Here is a 16,623-nt window from a genome sequence, read left to right as displayed (position 1 = left end):
ACGCGCTCAGCTTGGGCTGGGTCCGCAAGGGCATCAACCTGCACTTTGCCCGGGGCAAGGTGACCATCGGGATTCTCGATGGGATGTGGGGGCTCCGTGGGGCTGAGATGATGGCCGAACTAGCTGAGCGTGGGCGGACGTCCCTGAAAGGTCAGTTCGTCGCGCGCCATCGTCGTTCTCCATCGGACGCCGAACTCATCGATCTTGTAGAGGAGTACTCGAGCAATGGAACTCAACTCAACGAGACCGGTGCCTGGACCCGGGCGCGAGTCGAGCAGGTGCGTCCGTCCGCCGCGTCCGTTGTCACACTTGACGGTCGGTGCAGAGCCTTGCAGCCAGCCCTAAGCGCCGAGGGCCACGGCGCTCACCAGCGACGGCATGGGACGTCCCCATGCCGTGGTGCTTGGTTGTAATCTTCTTGAGCACGTTGAACTGAGCTTGCTCACCGTGTGCCAGCATCGTCGTGTGCTTTCACCGTTGCGGGGGACCCGGCCAGCCGCGCGTCGAACTTGGGCCTAATGTGACCGACACCCATTCCGACGCTGACGGCACTGTCGGCCGGAGCACCCGCACGTTCTTTCGCCTGCCCGGTATGACCTTCGCGCGTCCGCTGACCTTCGGCGCAGCCCGCTTCGTTGACCGACACACACTCAAGTCCGAACTGGACGTCGCGCTTCGTCGCGAGCCGACCACCGATTCGATGCGAGCAGCGCATGAAGCGGTGCATCAGTCGCTTGCCGAGTGGGGCAAGGACGCCGCGCTCGAAATCAGCAATGTCCCGAGCCGCCCATCGCATCCCGAGAACTACGGCCAAAAGCGAGCTCGGCAGGAGGGAAACCGGGCCATCGTCGAACAGATCGCGTCAAGTGCCACTGCCCTCTTGCGCTTCGCCGCGCGGCCACACATCCGGGTCAACGTCGACACCCATCGCTTCGGGCGCACTGGCGAGCATGCGTTTGGTCGCCGCGACAGCATCGTACTGTTTGACCGAGCGACCCCGATAGCGGCACCTGGTTGGCAGAACGTCGGCGGATGGTCTGATTTCGACTTTGACGAGGGCATCATCGCCGCCATCGAACTCGACGCCGCGATGACGTGGCTTGGCTCCCTTATCGGCAGCGAAGTGGCGTCTCGCGCTGACGGCGAGCGGCGCGCGCTAAGAGCCCTGAGCCTCATCGACCGAGGCTTTCGCACCCAAGACATTGACCAGCGAGTCCTGATGTCGAGCATCGCCGTCGAGTTGCTTTTCTCCCGCGCGGACAAGCCGCCGCAAGAATCGCAAACGATGGCTATTGCACGTCGTATCGCCTACCTGTCTTGCGGAGCCGGCTGCGGACAGAGCGGGCCGCACTGCCTTTACACCGAGCGCTCAAAGAGCCAGAAGCAGTTGCTCAGCGACCTGGTCGACCACGTCGAGAACGGCCACCAGTGGCAATGCAGCGCCTTCCTGCACATTGTCGCTCCGATCGATGCCATGCCTCATCTTCGTTACCCACCGTTGTTTGCAGCGCGCAACGCCGTGGCTCGTGAAGGGGGCTTGAACTGGGACGAGAAGACATCAATGTACTTGGTGCATGTGGCCGAGAGTGCGTTACGAGCTGGCTTAGCGTGGCTCGCAAGGAATCATCCTGTGTCCATGGCCGACCTCGACTCCGAGATGGACGACAAAGTCGACGACGTGGTTGACCAAACCTGATCGCATCGCTCGTTCACCCGCGTCGTATCGCCGCGTACGGGTGTCCCGCAGGTCCCCTGTGGGTCCACGCGAGCCGGTGCTGCCGCGAGGATCAGGACGACGTCCTGCGCAGGTCCGGGCTGTCGACCAGATCGTAAGCAGCCGGGACCGCGAGGACGATGCCTGCTTGCAACGTCAGCGCAGGCGTCACGGCGATGGTCGGCGCACCTCCGAACCCAGTCGCAGAGCTTGCCGCACCAACGCGACGCGTTCCCAGCTTCACGAGCGCTCGCGCTAGTTCGTCCGGGCCGACCCCGGGGCGTCGGCGCCTGACCCCAGGGACACTCACCGAACGCATTGATCTTGCAGTGAGTCTTCCTGCCGGGATTGGCTCCCTGGACCAGACCCGTTCGACGATGTCTGATGTCTTCATGAGCGGCGACTACCGAGACCCAGTGCAAGAACTCAAGGTGATGCAGGAGCGCATTCGGGCGATTAGGACGCGCTACTGCGAGCCCAAGTCCAACGCCAACCCCCGCTACCTCGCTCTGTCCAACGTTGTTAGCAACCTCTCTAAGGCGATAGACGACTTGGAGGTGGAAGCAGAATGAGTAACCAGAGCACGCCGGCTCGATCCGGAGGCATGGACTACACCGCAGCCGTGTACGACTACCTGCGGTCGCTAGGGGATCCAGGTGACGAGGTCATGACGTCGATCAGACCGTGGTTGGAGAAGACCTACGGGTTGGGCTACCCGGACGCAGCACGAATCCGAAGGATCGCGATGACCGAACTTGCTGCTCAGGGCAAGATCGAGCGCCTGAACACTCGAGGTCGCTACGTTCGCATCCTCGCTTAGTAGATGACACCCCAGGACGACCGACCAGTCACCCGTTGCGTGTGCGACATTCCGCCGCCTCTGGGACAGGGAAAACGCCCCTCCATGCCGAGGCGAAGCCCGTAAGCGTGGGCGTGGGTGTGGGGAACTGGACGGTTCAGTCTCGTCGACCATTTGCCGTCTGATCGGTCGGGCTGTCCGTTCGCACCGGGCCCGCCTCGCCCCGGCTGCGGCCACCTCCATCGCCCTTGCGGCAGCGTCAATGTTCATGTGCACGGCCGCCCGTGCCGTTGACTCTGGCGACTCCGAACTCACCGTGGCATCGCGTCCCGCCTTACCTTGCACGAGCGCCGGTCCCAGTGCCCTGGAGCCTAAGCCGACACCGAATGGGCTATGGACAACGCTGACACGGACCGACACACTCCGCTCACGCCGGCGATGCCGCGTAGACCCCGGCGGTGTCGAGAGGGGACCCTGTTGAGCTCGAGAGACGTCACAGTAGACAGCGGCCGGACATCGACCACGTTGCTCGTTCTGCTGGGTGTCAACGGCACCAGGGAGGAGTGCCGTGCACGCCCCCGAGGGTTAGGCATCTGGGGCCAGGGAACGACCGTGGCGGCAGATCGATGACCGAGCCACCGTGCGAAGTAGAGCAGGAGGCCGCGGTCCTCGATGAGGGGGACAGGGTTAGGAACGAGAATGCCGCTGGCCTTTGGGTCCTTGCCGCGATCACTTACCTAGTGTTCCGCTGGACGGTGGACGAGGACCCATCCGACGGCGGCGATCTGAACTCGTTCCTGTGGCGCGACCTCGCGCTCATCGCCGTCTACACCTGGACGTTTCGCGAGACGTGGCGCTGGGGTGCCCGGTGCGCAGGCCGGCGATGGATCCGCGACAGCCTCAAGTCCCGGCTCCGGTGGCTCGTGCCCGCGACCGCCCTGATCGATCTCGCGGAGAACGGACTGGTCGCGTTACACGGAGGTATCGACCTCGCAGGCCCGCTGGCTGCGGTCACCAGTGCGAAGTTTATCGGCTTTGGGATCTGTGCATTCGTCGCTTCGCTCGCCCTTCTCCTCGGGCTCCGGCGCTTCGTCCTGCCGTGGAGCGTGCCACCGGGGTTTTCACCCGCGGTCCCGCGAGGGGCGGTCGGGAGCAGACTGATGGAAGTGACTCCAAGTAAGTCTCCTGCCGACTGGTACGTCGACGGCACTGGCGCCCAGTTTGCCGGAGGCGGATATGGGATCGGTCTATCAGGCGGTGGCATCCGCTCAGCAGCGTTCTCGGCCGGCGCAATTCAGGCGCTTGCCGGAACGGCGTACGCCTTGGAGAAGGCGGCGTACCTGACCACGGTCTCGGGCGGAGGCTACGTGGGCGTTGCATCGCAACAGATCCGGCACGGCCTGGCAAATGACAAGGCCACCGCGACCGGGCCCGGGATATTCACCGAGAGCGCTCCTGAGTCGGGCTATGTCCGAGCGCATCACCGCTATCTCGGTGACGACGCTCTCGGCCGGTTGCGCACTATTATCGCGGTGGTTGCAGGCATTGCGATGAACGTCCTAATCGTGGGCGGCCTCCTAGTAACTATCGGTGCCACAATGACCCTCGTCAGGAACCCGGCGACATCGTGGTCGGTGTGGTGCGTGGGCGTCGTGGTGCTCTTTATAGTCTCTGGGGCGCTCTGGCAGCTCGGGGCACCAGCAGGCAAAGTCGGTAGCGCCTCGCCGGCTGGAGGAGGCGAGGCGTCGGCAAGTCAGACCGGCGACCCGTCGACGTCCCCCAGAGACCGCCTGTCCGACAGGCTCCGCACCGCTTCTCTCGTTATCGCGGGGTTTGGCTGGGTTAGCGCCTGCTACGTCATGCCGACTACAGGGGCGACCTACCCCGCGTGGCTGTTGGCTCCGGGACTGCTGATGTGTGCCCTCGTAGCCATGTTGATCGTCAAAGTTACCGGCCGTCATCAGAGTGACAAATTGGTTGCCGCCCTCTGGTCCGGCGTCTGGGTGACCGTCGCGCTCACGATCGTTCACCGCACGATGAGAAGCGCCGACGATTGGCCTTTCGCCCACGGTAGGGGCTTGATCGGACTAATCGTCGTCGTCACAGTTGTCTTCCTCTTCGCCGACCAGACCTGGTACTCCCCGCACCCCTTCTACAAGGCGCGGATCGCCTCGACCTACGCCTTGAGGCGCGCTGGCACAGACGCATTGCCGATGGACTACGACACCTACACCTACCTCGATACGTGGGCGGCGCCGGCAGGCGGACCGCAGCTGCTGGTGTGCGCGACAGCCAACGTGGTCGACACCTCAATCCCCCCGTTCGGGACCCGCGCCGTCCCCTTCGTGTTTGCCCACGACTTCGTCGGATCACCCGAGCTCGGCTCGTGGCGGACCTGCGACTTCCGGCGCGCCCTCGGCACAAGACTCGCCGCCGACGGGACCCTGCAGTCGGCGGCCGCGATTTCAGGCGCCGCCGTGGCCTCCGCCTTGGGCCGCCAGGGAAGCAGCATCCCCACCCTCGGGACCGCGATCGCGCTCGTCAACGGCCGCCTTGGAGTTTGGCTGCCGAACCCACGATTTGAGGGCACATGGCCGATTGAGAACGGCGGCCCGCGCTCGGCCTGGGCACGCACGAGACGCCCGAGCCTGCTGCTGCGTGAGATAGCGGGCCTCATGCCAGGACGGCGTCGTTACATATATGTCAGCGACGGCGGGCACCTCGAGAACCTCGGACTGCTGGAGCTCCTTCGTCGGCGGTGCGGGTTAATCCTGCTCGTCGACGCAAGCGCCGACCCTCGGTTTTCCACCAGCGCCTTTGACTCCTCACTGCGGCTCGCGCATGCACATCTCGGGGTGACGATCTGCGATCCAGTTGGAACGCAAGAACATCCGGCATGCGCACTAGACGGCCACCCCACACCCGACCCATTGAGGCGTTGTCAAACGCCAAGCGCACGGCTAGCCGGACTAGACGTATCCGAGGACTGCGCTGTCGTGCGTCACGTCATCTACTCCACCCCGAACGGCATCCCCACCGCGGAGGGAACCATCGTTCTCGCCAAGGCGGCGTTCGCCGCCGAGATCGAAGACGACCCGTCGGCTCAAGAGTCTGCGGAGAGGGTCGCCGCTGGTCCGCGCCGACTCGCGAAGTGGCCCTGGAACGTACGCAACGTGCCTAAGACTCCGACCTTCAACCAGTGGCTCACCGACGACCAGTTCGAAGCGACGACGCTGTTAGGCCAGGCCGTCGCGCGTCGGGCGATCACAAAGTTGATGGAGAACGATCCACGGCGGCAGGACGCTGGCCGCGACGTATCGCTTATCGGCGGCCGCAGGCGCGTCTGATCACTTCCCTCGGACCTAGGTCGTCATGCGGAACGGGTCGCGCTGTCGCCAACACATGCAGGTTCCCTACGCACAGACGCGAGGTGACTATTGCTTGGCGACTGCTCTGAACCGCCCGTCTGTATGTGAAAGCTGGCTGCAAGCGGCGACAGCGGGCGCCGAGCCGTTCCACATGCCTGAAGGCTTAGGGCAGGCACATGTGCTGTTTTGGCCGTTGTGACTATTCCAAACGTCGCTCGGCCGAGGAATAATGACGATTTCAGCTCTAACGGAAGGACCCAGAATGAGCATCTCGTCAATCGCTCAAGATAGTGCCTTACGTCTCGCGCCTGGAGCGCCGGCCGCTAGCCATAGCGAAGTTGTGGCGCGGAGGTCCGCGGAGGCGGCCGTTGCGGCAGTCGAGAGCGGCTCGAGCAAGGATGAGGCAACCGCGAAAGGCACGGAAGCGGGTAAGAGCGCCGTCTCGTCAAGCGCCTCCGGCTCCGTGAACTCCAACTTCGTAGCACAATTGGTGAAGTACGTCCCCACGGAGGCGATTACCATTTACATCGCTGTCCTGGCGGCTATGGGCGACGTTAAGCCGCCCGTGGGCAAGAAGTTCCACGAAGCGGACTTCAGTGGGCCATGGGCAGTGTTGGTGATCATGGTGCTGGCCACCCTTGTCATGACCCTGGGCCTCGGCTATCGGGCACAAAGGAACGCGCGGCCCACGGGGAAGTTCAAGGTGCCGTACTTCGACATCTGCGCTGCGTGCCTGGCCTTCGCGGTATGGGCATTGGCGTTACCGAGCACACCCCTCCGAGATATCAAAGGGTACGACTACTCAGCGTGGAACCCAATCATCATCCTGGTTGGCACCGCCACGATCTCGTTTGCTGCGTACGTCTTCAACAAGAACGTCGCTTGGGAAAAGTTCCTCCACACACCTGACCCTTAGGAGCGAAGTTCTCCGCGCTAAGACGGCTGCGACCTGGCGTTTGACGTCGGAGGGACAGCAGCCACTTCGGCAGAGTCCCAGCACCTGCACCGTTTGTAAGGTCCGCGAGTCCGGGGTGGATCTGAGGGGCAGCGATAGACGGCCGGAGGTCGTTTCCAGATCTTGCAGCCATTGACCGTCTTCCGGGGGTGCGTGAAAATCGTGCGGCGCTCAACAGCAGTTGAGCACCGCGCTGCGACTGATCCCGGTGGGTCATTCCGTCGCGAATGCGGCATCCGTGAGCCTTGCGCGGACTCCGAACAGGTGTTCTAATAGACAAGCACGGTGGCGTCCGCGTCACCAAGAGATGCAGTAGTCCTCCGGGTGTGCTCCGGAGCTCGTCGCGGGTGGCGCGCTGGCATCGAGGTCCTGTGAAGTCCCGGCGGGTGGGTCCCCGGGCGACGTTCGACTCGTCAGGCAGTCCCATGTCGTTCACCTCGCCGGCCACGCCGGCCGCGGTCCTCGAGGCCGCCGGGTCGGAGATCGGCGCGCTGGGTGATCGGCTCTGGGCGGCCACCGCCGACGAGGACCTGCTCGACGGCGTGCGGGCGCTCGAGGACCTGGTCGCGAAGGCCGGTGCGGTGCGGGCGCGGATGCTCGCCGAGATCGACCACCGCGAGCTGCCGCGGCGTCAGCTGGCGTGGACCTCGACGCACGACTGGTACGCCCACCTCGCCGGGCTGACCGTGGGGGAGGCCCGCCGTGCGGTCGGGCACGCCAAGGCCCTCACGACTGCGTGCGAGGCCACCTGGTCCGCCCTCGCGGCCGGTGAGGTCTCGCCGGTCCAGGCCGGCATCGTGTGCGACGCGGTCGACCAGCTCCCGACCAGCCCGGCCCTGCGCGAGCAGGGCGAGCAGGCGCTGCTCGAGGAGGCCTCGCGCCTCAACGCCACCGAGCTCCGCAAGGCCGCCCGCCACCTGGTCGAGGTGGTCGATCCCGACCGCTCCGAGCGGCAGGCCGAGTCCGAGCTCGCCCGTGAGGAGCGTGCCGCTCACCTCGGCCGGTTCCTCTCGCTCGCCGACGACGCGGCGGGCGGCGTACGGGTCAAGGGTCGCGGCTCGATCGAGGACGCCGCCGTGCTGCGTGCGGCACTGATCCCGCTGACCAAGCCCGAGCCGGCGTCCGACACCGACGACCCGTCCGCGTCACCTCAGCAGGACCCCCGCGACCACGGCGCGCGCCTGTGGGACGCGCTCGTCGAGGTCGCGCAGCACTCGCTCGACACCGACCGCCAACCGAGCGGCCACGGCGCTCGGCCGAGGGTGGCGGTCCTGATCGACCTCGAACGGCTGCGTCGCGCCACGGGTACCGGGCCTGCGGTCACCGAGGACGGACTCACGCTCTCGGCGGCCGCCGTACGCCGCCTGGCCTGCGACGCCGACATCATCCCGGTCTGCCTCGGCTCCCAGGGCCAGCTCCTCGATGTCGGCCGCGCCCACCGGCTCGTCACCCTGGCCCTGTGGATCGCGCTCATCGCCCGCGACCGTCACTGCGTGTTCCCCGGGTGTGCCCGGCCGCCCGTGATGTGCCACGCGCACCACATCCGCCACTGAGCCGACGGCGGGCGCACGGCCCTCGACAACCTCGTGATGCTGTGCGGCGCCCACCACCGGGCCATCCACCACACGCCGTGGGAGGTCCGACTGTCCAGCGCCGACGGCAGGCCCGAGTTCCGACCCCCACCCCGGCGGCGCGACGACGCACCACCCGAACACTGGATCCGAGGACGCCCGCGACGCGGGTAGCGGCCAGGTGGTCCGGGTCGGGTTGCCTGGTCGCTCACCTCCGCGTGACGTCGCGCCCGCGGGCGACCACCGTGCCCACGGCCTCGAGGAGCGCCGGCACGAACTTCTCCGACTCCAGCACGCACGCGGCGTGCCCCGCGTCGACCTCGTGCACGGTCGCGCCCGGGATGGCGCGGGCCAGGCCGACCTGGCGCGCGGCGGGCACGACCCGGTCGCGGGTGGTGACGACCACGGCGGTCGGTATGTCGATCCGCCCCAGCCACGGACGGGAGTGGTGGCGGCCCAGGGCGGCGAGCGCCTGGCCGACGGCCCACGGGCTGGTCGAGCGGAACTCCGCGAGCGCCCAGTCCTGCACGTCGGTGGGACGCAGGTCGACGGCGCCGGCGGCGGCGCGGGCCGCCCTGGTGGCGGTGCGCGAGCGCGACACCTCGCGCAGCCCCAGCATGGTCGCCCCCATCCCGGTGAAGAACGCACGCTCGACCGCGTGGTGCTGGAACCGGTCGGTGGTGGAGCAGAGCACCAGGCCGCGCACGAGGTCGGGGTGCTGGCGCCAGACGCGCTGCGCGACCACGCCGCCCATCGAGTAGCCGGCGACGACCACCTTGCCCAGGCCGAGCACGTCGGCCAGCGCGGCGACGTCGTCGGCGCAGTCGGGCAGCGAGAACTGCGCGCTCTGGATGCCGCGCCCGTGCCAGCGCTGGTCGAGCGTCACGACGCGGTAGCGGCGCGCGAGGCGCTCGATCGCCGGGAACCAGGTGAGCAGCCCGGTGCAGCCCAGCGCGTGCAGGAGGACGATGGTGGGGGAGTCCTGGGAGGGGCCCGCCGTGTCCGTGACGTACGTCGTGCCGCGCCCGGGCAGCTCGACGAGGCGGCCGTCGGGGATCGGTGTCCACGGCAGGTAGGCGCGGCGCCGGAGCAGGCCGACCGGTGTCGGTGCGGGCATCGGGGACCCCTGTCGTGAGGCGTGGCAGCGAGAACTAGAACAGGTTACAGTTTCGTCCGTGAGTTCTGACGACGGCTACACGCCCGCGGACCCGGAGTCCCTCGACGCGGTCCGCTCGGTCATCACCTCCGTGCTCGAGCAGGCGGCCCAACAGGGGGCGTCCGCGCCGGAGTGGCAGGCCCTGGCTGCGGCCGGGCTGCTCGCGCTGCCGGTGCCCGAGGCCCACGGCGGCGAGGGCCTCGGTCTCGCCGAGGTCGGCGTCCTGCTGCGCGAGACCGGTGCCCGCGCGGCCCACCTGCCCGTCTGGGAGACGCTGTGCTGCGGCGTCCTCACCCTCGCCGCGACCGGCACACCCGAGCAGCAGGCGGCCCTGCTGCCCGGGGTCGCCGCCGGCGAGGTCGTGCTGTCGCCCGCGCTGCGCGAGGTCGGCCGCCGGATCACCGACCGGCCCGAGACGGCGTACGCCGACGGGCGGCTCACCGGGCGCAAGGTCGGCGTCTCGTACGCCGCCGACGCCGCCCGCCTCCTGGTGACCGCGCGCGACGGCGACCGCGACGTGGTCGCGCTGGTCGATCCCCGGGGGCCCGGGGTGACCCTGCTCGAGTCGGGCTCCTCGGCCCGGATCACCCAGCACACCGTGGTCCTCGACGGCGCGCCCGCCGAGCTGCTCGGCGACGGCGCCGCCGTCGTCCTGGTCGAGCACGCCGTGGCCGGCCTGGCACTCCTCGCCGCGGGGGTCACCCGCGGCGCGGTCGACCTGACCGCGGGCTACGTCAAGGGCCGCGAGCAGTTCGGCCGGGCGCTCGCGCAGTTCCAGGCCGTCGCCATGCAGGCCGCCGACCTCTACATCGCCTCGCGCACCCTCGACCTCGTCGCCGACAACGCCGCGTGGCGGGTGGGCGCCGGCCTGCCGGCGACCGACGACCTGGCCGTGGCGGCGTACTGGGTGTGCGCCGAGGCGCCGGCCGCGCTGCGCACCTGCCACCACCTGCACGGCGGGATGGGCGTCGACGAGACCTACCCGCTGCACCACTACTACTCCTGGGTCGTCGACCTCGGCCACGCGCTCGGCGCGCTGCCCGGCGACGTCGAGGTCGAGGACCCCACCGCCAAGAACCTCGAGCTGACCGCCGCCCAGCGGGCCCTCAAGGCCGAGCTCCGCGACTACTTCCACGGCCTCGCCTCCCACGAGGAGCACGCCGACATGGGCCGGGACCGCCACGGCGAGACCTACCAGCGGGTCATCCGCACGATGGGCGCCGACGGCTGGATGGGCGTCGGCTGGCCGCAGGAGTACGGCGGCCACGGCCTCGGCGAGATCGAGCAGACGATCTTCGCCAACGAGGCGCAGCACGCCGACGTCCACCTGCCCGCGGTCACCCTGCAGACCGTCGGTCCCACCCTGATCAAGCACGGGACGCCGAAGCAGAAGGACCTGTTCCTGCGCCGGATCCTCGAGGGCGACGTGCACTTCGCGATCGGCTACAGCGAGCCCGACGCCGGCACCGACCTCGCCTCGCTGCGCACCACCGCGCGGCGCGACGGCGACCACTACGTCGTCAACGGCCAGAAGATGTGGACCACCGGCGGCCACCAGGCCGACTACGTGTGGCTCGCCGTCCGCACCGACCCCGACGCCCCCAAGCACAAGGGGATCTCGATCCTGATCGTGGACACCAACGACCCCGGCTACTCGTTCACGCCGATCATCACCGCCGACGGCTCCCACCACGTCAACGCCACCTACTACAACGACGTACGGGTCCCGGTCGACATGCTGGTCGGCGAGGAGAACCAGGGCTGGAGGCTGATCACCACCCAGCTCAACCACGAGCGGGTGATGCTGGGCCCCGCCGGCCGCATCGAGGGCCTGCGCGACCGGATCGTCGACTGGGCCACCAAGGCCGGTGTGGTCGAACGCCACGACGTGCGCGACGTGCTGGGCCGGGTGACCGCGGTCTTCCGCGTCAACGAGCTGCTCAACTGGGAGGTCGCCCGCGCGGCCGCGGTCGGCGAGATCTCCGTGGGCGACGCGTCGTCGTCCAAGGTCTTCGCCGCCGACCGGGTGCAGCACCTCTCCGCCGACCTCGTCGCGATCGTGCAGCGCTACGGCGACCCGGCCGAGGAAGAGACGAGAGCACTGCTCCGCTACCTCGACGACCAGGCCAAGCGCAACCTCGTGCTGACCTTCGGCGGCGGCGTCCAGGAGGTGCAGCGCGAGCTGATCGCGATGTTCGGTCTCGGGCTGCCGCGAGTCCCCAGATGAGCACCGCCGACGAGCGGCACGCACGGATCATGGCCGAGGCCGAGACGATCAAGGCGCTCGGCGAGGCCTCGGAGTCGCAGGCGCCGTACGCCGTCAACCAGGCCACGATCGGCACCTGGCTCGACGCGATGGGCTACGACAACGACCGCTTCCGCCGGGGCGAGGCGCCACCGTCGATGGCCCAGGTCTGGACGATGCCCGGCCTCGGCCGCAGGCGCCCGCCCGAGGACCCGCTGAGCCGGATGACCGAGGTGCTCACCGCCGAGGGCTACGGCGCCGTGCTCGGCACCAACTGCGAGCAGACCTACGAGCGCTACGTGCGGGTGGGTGAGCAGCTGCGCGTGACCAGTGCTCTCGACTCGGTGGTCGGGCCCAAGCGCACCGCGATGGGCGAGGGCTACTTCGTCACCTCGCGCAACACCTGGTACGCAGCCGCACCTGACGGAAGCAGCGAGGTGGTCGCGACGATGCTCTTCCGCGTCCTGAAGTTCATCCCGAAGGAGCGCGGCTGATGACGGTGCGGCCGATGGTCAACCGCGACTCGCAGTTCTTCTGGGACGGCACCCAGGTCGGTGAGCTCCGCATCCAGGTCTGCAACGCCTGCGGCGCCAAGCGCTTCCCGCCGGGTCCCGCCTGCCAGTCGTGCCCGGCGTACGACCGCGGCTTCGAGGTCGCCTCGGGGGAGGGCACCGTCTTCTCCTACGTCGTGCACCGGCACCCGCCCGTGCCCGGCCGGGAGCTGCCGATCGTGATCGCCCTGGTCGACCTCGACGAGGGTGTGCGGATGGTCGGCGAGGTGGTCGACGTCGACGACCTCGAGATCGGCCAGCCCGTGCGCGTCGACTACCGCCGGGTCGACGACGACCTCACCCTGCCGATCTGGAGGACCGCATGAGGACCCTGGAGGCCGGGCAGGTCATCCCGGAGTGGCGACTGCCGATGACCCCCACCACGATCGTGAGCACCGCGATCGCCACCCGCGACTGGCAGGACGTCCACCACGACCGCGACGTCGCCCAGGCGGCCGGGTCGAAGGACATCTTCATGAACATCCTGACCACCAACGGCTTGGTCGAGAAGTACGTCGCCGACTGGGTCGGTCACGACGTCGAGCTGCGCGGCATCGCGATCCGGCTCGGCGCCCCCGCGCACCCCTACGACACGCTGACCTTCACCGGCGACGTCGTCGAGGTCGCCGACGGCGTCGCCACCATCGCGGTCGTGGGCCGGGTCTCGCTCGGCGACCACGTCACCGGCACCGTCCGGGTCGCGGTGTGAGCACGCTGAGCGGCAGGGCCGCGATCGTCGGGATCGGCGCCACCGAGTTCAGCAAGCACAGCGGCCGCTCCGAGCTGCAGCTCTCGGTCGAGGCGGTGCGCGCCGCCGTCGCCGACGCCGGCCTGGAGGTCGGCGACGTCGACGGACTCACGACGTTCACCATGGACACCTCCTCGGAGATCGCGGTGGCCCGCGAGCTCGGGCTGCCGGAGCTGCGGTTCTTCAGCCGGATCAACTACGGCGGCGGCGCGGCGTGCGCCACCGTGCAGCAGGCGGCGATGGCCGTGGCCACCGGGGTCGCCGACGTCGTGGTCGCCTACCGCGGCTTCAACGAGCGGTCCGAGAGCAGGTTCGGCCAGTTCTCCGTCGCGGCCGCGACGCAGGTCAACACCAACGGGCTCGACAACGCCTGGACCTACCCGTTCGGCCTCGGCACACCGGCGGCGACGGTGGCCATGCAGGCCCGCCGCTACATGCACGAGTACGGCGCCACCTCCGCCGACTTCGGCGCCGTCGCCGTGGCCGACCGCCGGCACGCCGCGACCAACCCGCACGCCTTCTTCCACGGCCGGCCGATCACGCTGGAGGACCACCAGTCGTCGCGGATGATCGTCGACCCGCTCCACCTGCTCGACTGCTGCCAGGAGAGCGACGGCGCCCAGGCGCTGGTCGTCGTCTCGGCCGAGCGGGCCCGCGACCTGCCGCAGCGGCCGGCGTACGTCACGGCGGCGGCCCAGGGGAGCGGGCGCGACCAGTTCGTGATGACGTCCTACTACCGCGACGACATCGGCATCCCCGAGATGGGCGTGGTGGGTCGTGAGCTGTGGCGCCAGTCGGGCCTGACGCCCGACGACGTGCCGATGGCGATCCTCTACGACCACTTCACGCCGTACGTGCTGATGCAGCTCGAGGAGCTCGGGTTCTGCGGGCGCGGCGAGGCGCCGGCGTACGTCGCCGACGGCGCGATCGAGGTCGGCGGCCGGCTGCCGCTCAACACCCACGGCGGCCAGCTCGGCGAGGCCTACCTGCACGGCATGAACGGGATCGCCGAGGCCGTGCGCCAGGTCCGCGGTACGTCGGTCAACCCGGTGCCCGCGGCGGTCGACGCGCACGTCCTGGTCACCGCCGGCACCGGCGTCCCGACGAGCGGGCTGATCCTCAGCGGCTAGCCTAGTGAAGTGTCTTGCTTCATCCTGGTCAGGTGAAGGTATGATCTTCATGTGACGGAGGTGAAGCAGATGGCTGTCGTCGTCATCGGCGACCTCGTGGGGTCGCGCCGCGCGGGCGACCGCGGGCGGCTGCACGACAGCCTCGCCCGCGCCCTCGACGACGTCAACGACCGCTGGGGCAGCGACCTGCGGATCATCGCCGGCGACGAGTACCAGGGCACCGTGCCGTCGCTCGGCGCGGCCGCCGCCGTCGCCCTGTCCCTGCGGCTCGCGCTGCTGCCCGACCACGACGTCCGGCACGGGATCGGACGCGGGGAACGCCACCTGCTCGACGCCGGGACCGGCATCGAGGACGGCTCGGCGTGGTGGGCCGCCCGGACCGCCATCGACGCCGCCCACGCGGCGGCCACCCGGGCGGCCACGCGCGGCGCGCGGACGGCCTACCGGGTCGCCGAGGGCGTCGACGAGGCCACCGGCGCGGTCGACGCCGCGCTCCTCGGCCGGGACGAGCTCGTCGGTCGCCTCGACGCCCGCTCGCTGTCGGTGCTGCGTGGTGTGCTGGCGGGACGCACCCAGCGGGAGGTCGCCGCCGACGAGGGCATCAGCCCCTCGGCGGTCTCCCAGCGGGTGCGGGCCGACGCGCTGGGCGTGGTGGTCATGATGAGCGAGCTGCTGGCCGAGCTGACGTGAGGAGACCTGCATGACCTGGTTGGGACTGCTGCTGGTCGGCGTCGCGCTCACCGACATCGGCTTCTCGGTCACGCGCCGACCCCGGGTCGCCGAGGCCGGCGCCGCGGTCGCCGTGGTCGCCGTCGGGCTGCTGGTGGGGCTGACCGGCCCCGGCGAGCTGCTGGGCCTGGTCGTGCTCGCCGCGGCCGTCGCCGCTTACGGCGAGAGCGTGACCTACGGGTTCTCGCGCCACCGCTACGCCGTGCCGCTGACCGTGCTGGGCGTGCTCGTGGCGGCGACGCTGCTCGCCTCGGGGTGGGCGCCCGAGGCCGGCGGGTTGCTCGACGACTGGCTCGGTGCGTCCGACGTACCCGTGCTCGACGGCACCGACCCCGACCGGGCGCTCCTGGTCGGCGGTGTGCTGCTGGTGCAGCTGTCCACCGGCAACGTCCTGGTCCGCCTCGTGCTGGGGGTCACCCACATCACCAACCCGCTGCGCGACACCACCAGCGCCGCGCCCCCGCCGTCCCTCAAGGGCGGTCGCATCCTCGGACCCCTCGAGCGGGTGTTCATCGTGGTGCTGTGGCTGGCCGGCGAGGCCACCGCGGCCAGCATCGTCGTCGCCGCCAAGGCCCTGCTGCGCTTTCCCGAGCTGCAGGCCGCCCGTGCCGACGGCTCCCGCCCGGGCCTGCACGAGGTCACCGAGTACTTCCTGGTCGGGAGTTTCGTCAGCTGGACCGTGTCGTTGGCCAGCCTCGCGCTCGTCGGGGTCGTCTGAGCCGAGCGCGGGTGGGTGCCTTCCCTCGCCGGGTCTCGACTCGGGCTCGCTGGCGCTCGCCCGGCTCGACCAGCGTCGGGGGAGAGCCGGGGCCGCGCGGGTGGGTACCGGCGGCGCATGGCGCTCCCCACCTGTCGGCTCACCTTCGGCGGCACGGCCACGTCGCTGCTGCGGCTCGGGCCCTTCACCGTCCTGACCGACCCCAACTTCCTGCACCGCGGGCAGCGGGCCTACCTCGGGAAGGGGTTGTGGAGCAAGCGGCTCACCGAGCCGGCGATCCTGCCGGCCACGCTGCCCGCGCTCGACGCGGTCGTGCTGTCCCACCTGCACGGCGACCACTTCGACCGGGTGGCGCGGCGCGGGCTCGACCGGTCGGTGCCGATCCTCACCACGCCCGCCGCCGCCCGCCGCCTCGACGCGTGGGGCTTCGGCGAGGCGCAGGGGATGCAGCGCTGGGAGACGATCGAGCTGACCGACGGCCCGTGGTCGCTCACGGTGACCAGCGTCCCCGGGGAGCACGCGCCGGCGGTGCTGCGCCGGCTGCTGCCGACGGTGATGGGGTCGGTGCTCGAGCTGCGCGAGGCCGGCACGCTGGTGCACCGCCTCTACCTCAGCGGCGACACCCTGTACCGCTCCTGGCTCGCCGACGTCGTCGAGCGGACCGGTCCGCTCGACACCGCGGTGGTGCACCTCGGCGGCACCAGGATCGCCGGCGTCCTGGTCACCATGGACGGCCGTCAGGGTGCCGACCTCGTCGAGCTCCTCGACCCGGACGTCGTCGTCCCGGTGCACCACGACGACTACCGGGTCTTCCGGTCACCGCTGCACGAGTTCCTCGCGGAGGGCGAGCGCCGCGGGTTCGCGGAGCGGGTGCGCACCGTGGCGCGCGGGGAGACCGTCACGCTCGGGAGGTGAGCATCCTGCGGGTGAGCACCGGGC

At 69.5% G+C, this 16,623-nt stretch carries 15 protein-coding genes; 14 read left to right on the top strand and 1 reads right to left on the bottom strand.

Annotated features, from left to right (window positions below):
• Positions 1-520: 520 nt before the first annotated feature.
• The 6 genes from AC4MBH_RS14795 (at position 521) to AC4MBH_RS14770 (ending at position 8,389) form a co-directional block, all read left to right on the top strand.
• Positions 521-1,696, top strand: a complete 1,176-nt coding sequence (locus AC4MBH_RS14795; protein WP_491795665.1) for a hypothetical protein — start codon at positions 521-523, stop codon at positions 1,694-1,696.
• A 410-nt stretch (positions 1,697-2,106) separates the two neighbouring features.
• A complete protein-coding gene (locus AC4MBH_RS14790) occupies positions 2,107-2,286 on the top strand; it encodes a hypothetical protein (RefSeq protein ID WP_491795664.1) in 180 nt (59 codons plus the stop codon).
• A 50-nt stretch (positions 2,287-2,336) separates the two neighbouring features.
• The gene (locus AC4MBH_RS14785) at positions 2,337-2,534 is read left to right on the top strand and encodes a hypothetical protein (protein ID WP_491795663.1); all 198 of its coding nucleotides are present in this window, start codon (positions 2,337-2,339) and stop codon (positions 2,532-2,534) included.
• Between the two features lie 605 nt (positions 2,535-3,139).
• Positions 3,140-5,860 carry a hypothetical protein gene (locus tag AC4MBH_RS14780; RefSeq protein ID WP_491795662.1) on the top strand — a complete coding sequence of 907 codons (2,721 nt, stop codon included), beginning with the start codon at positions 3,140-3,142 and terminating at the stop codon, positions 5,858-5,860.
• Positions 5,861-6,371: 511 nt separating this feature from the next.
• Positions 6,372-6,797, top strand: coding sequence for a hypothetical protein (locus tag AC4MBH_RS14775; protein ID WP_491795661.1), 426 nt, complete (start codon positions 6,372-6,374; stop codon positions 6,795-6,797).
• A 464-nt stretch (positions 6,798-7,261) separates the two neighbouring features.
• Positions 7,262-8,389 carry a DUF222 domain-containing protein gene (locus AC4MBH_RS14770; protein ID WP_491795660.1) on the top strand — a complete coding sequence of 376 codons (1,128 nt, stop codon included), beginning with the start codon at positions 7,262-7,264 and terminating at the stop codon, positions 8,387-8,389.
• 226 nt (positions 8,390-8,615) lie between these two features.
• Here AC4MBH_RS14770 and AC4MBH_RS14765 read toward each other — a convergent pair whose 3' ends face one another.
• Entirely contained in the window at positions 8,616-9,524 is a 909-nt protein-coding gene (locus AC4MBH_RS14765) for an alpha/beta fold hydrolase (protein WP_491795659.1), read from the bottom strand.
• A gap of 58 nt (positions 9,525-9,582) precedes the next feature.
• Here AC4MBH_RS14765 and AC4MBH_RS14760 point away from each other — a divergent pair, with 58 nt between their 5' ends.
• From AC4MBH_RS14760 to AC4MBH_RS14725, 8 genes are all read left to right on the top strand, one after another.
• Positions 9,583-11,790, top strand: a complete 2,208-nt coding sequence (locus AC4MBH_RS14760; RefSeq protein WP_491795658.1) for an acyl-CoA dehydrogenase family protein — start codon at positions 9,583-9,585, stop codon at positions 11,788-11,790.
• Positions 11,787-12,302 carry an FAS1-like dehydratase domain-containing protein gene (locus tag AC4MBH_RS14755; RefSeq protein ID WP_491795657.1) on the top strand — a complete coding sequence of 172 codons (516 nt, stop codon included), beginning with the start codon at positions 11,787-11,789 and terminating at the stop codon, positions 12,300-12,302. Before AC4MBH_RS14760 ends, AC4MBH_RS14755 begins: the two co-directional genes overlap by 4 nt.
• Positions 12,302-12,685 (top strand): Zn-ribbon domain-containing OB-fold protein, encoded by a 384-nt coding sequence (locus AC4MBH_RS14750; RefSeq protein ID WP_491795656.1) that lies wholly within the window; start codon positions 12,302-12,304, stop codon positions 12,683-12,685. Before AC4MBH_RS14755 ends, AC4MBH_RS14750 begins: the two co-directional genes overlap by 1 nt.
• Positions 12,682-13,068, top strand: coding sequence for a MaoC/PaaZ C-terminal domain-containing protein (locus tag AC4MBH_RS14745; protein WP_491795655.1), 387 nt, complete (start codon positions 12,682-12,684; stop codon positions 13,066-13,068). The genes AC4MBH_RS14750 and AC4MBH_RS14745 overlap by 4 nt, the downstream gene beginning before the upstream one ends.
• A complete protein-coding gene (locus AC4MBH_RS14740) occupies positions 13,065-14,237 on the top strand; it encodes a lipid-transfer protein (protein ID WP_491795654.1) in 1,173 nt (390 codons plus the stop codon). Before AC4MBH_RS14745 ends, AC4MBH_RS14740 begins: the two co-directional genes overlap by 4 nt.
• Before the next feature lie 51 nt (positions 14,238-14,288).
• Entirely contained in the window at positions 14,289-14,927 is a 639-nt protein-coding gene (locus AC4MBH_RS14735; protein WP_491795653.1) for a SatD family protein, read from the top strand.
• A gap of 10 nt (positions 14,928-14,937) precedes the next feature.
• Complete coding sequence (locus AC4MBH_RS14730; RefSeq protein WP_491795652.1) at positions 14,938-15,684, top strand: hypothetical protein; 747 nt, start codon at positions 14,938-14,940, stop codon at positions 15,682-15,684.
• Positions 15,685-15,801: 117 nt separating this feature from the next.
• Entirely contained in the window at positions 15,802-16,599 is a 798-nt protein-coding gene (locus AC4MBH_RS14725; protein WP_491795651.1) for an MBL fold metallo-hydrolase, read from the top strand.
• The last annotated feature ends 24 nt before the right edge of the window (positions 16,600-16,623 follow it).

This window comes from Nocardioides sp. WJ219, assembly GCF_058559815.1.
Note: the sequence above shows the minus strand (reverse complement) of the source record. Positions and strands in the feature narration are given on the sequence as shown.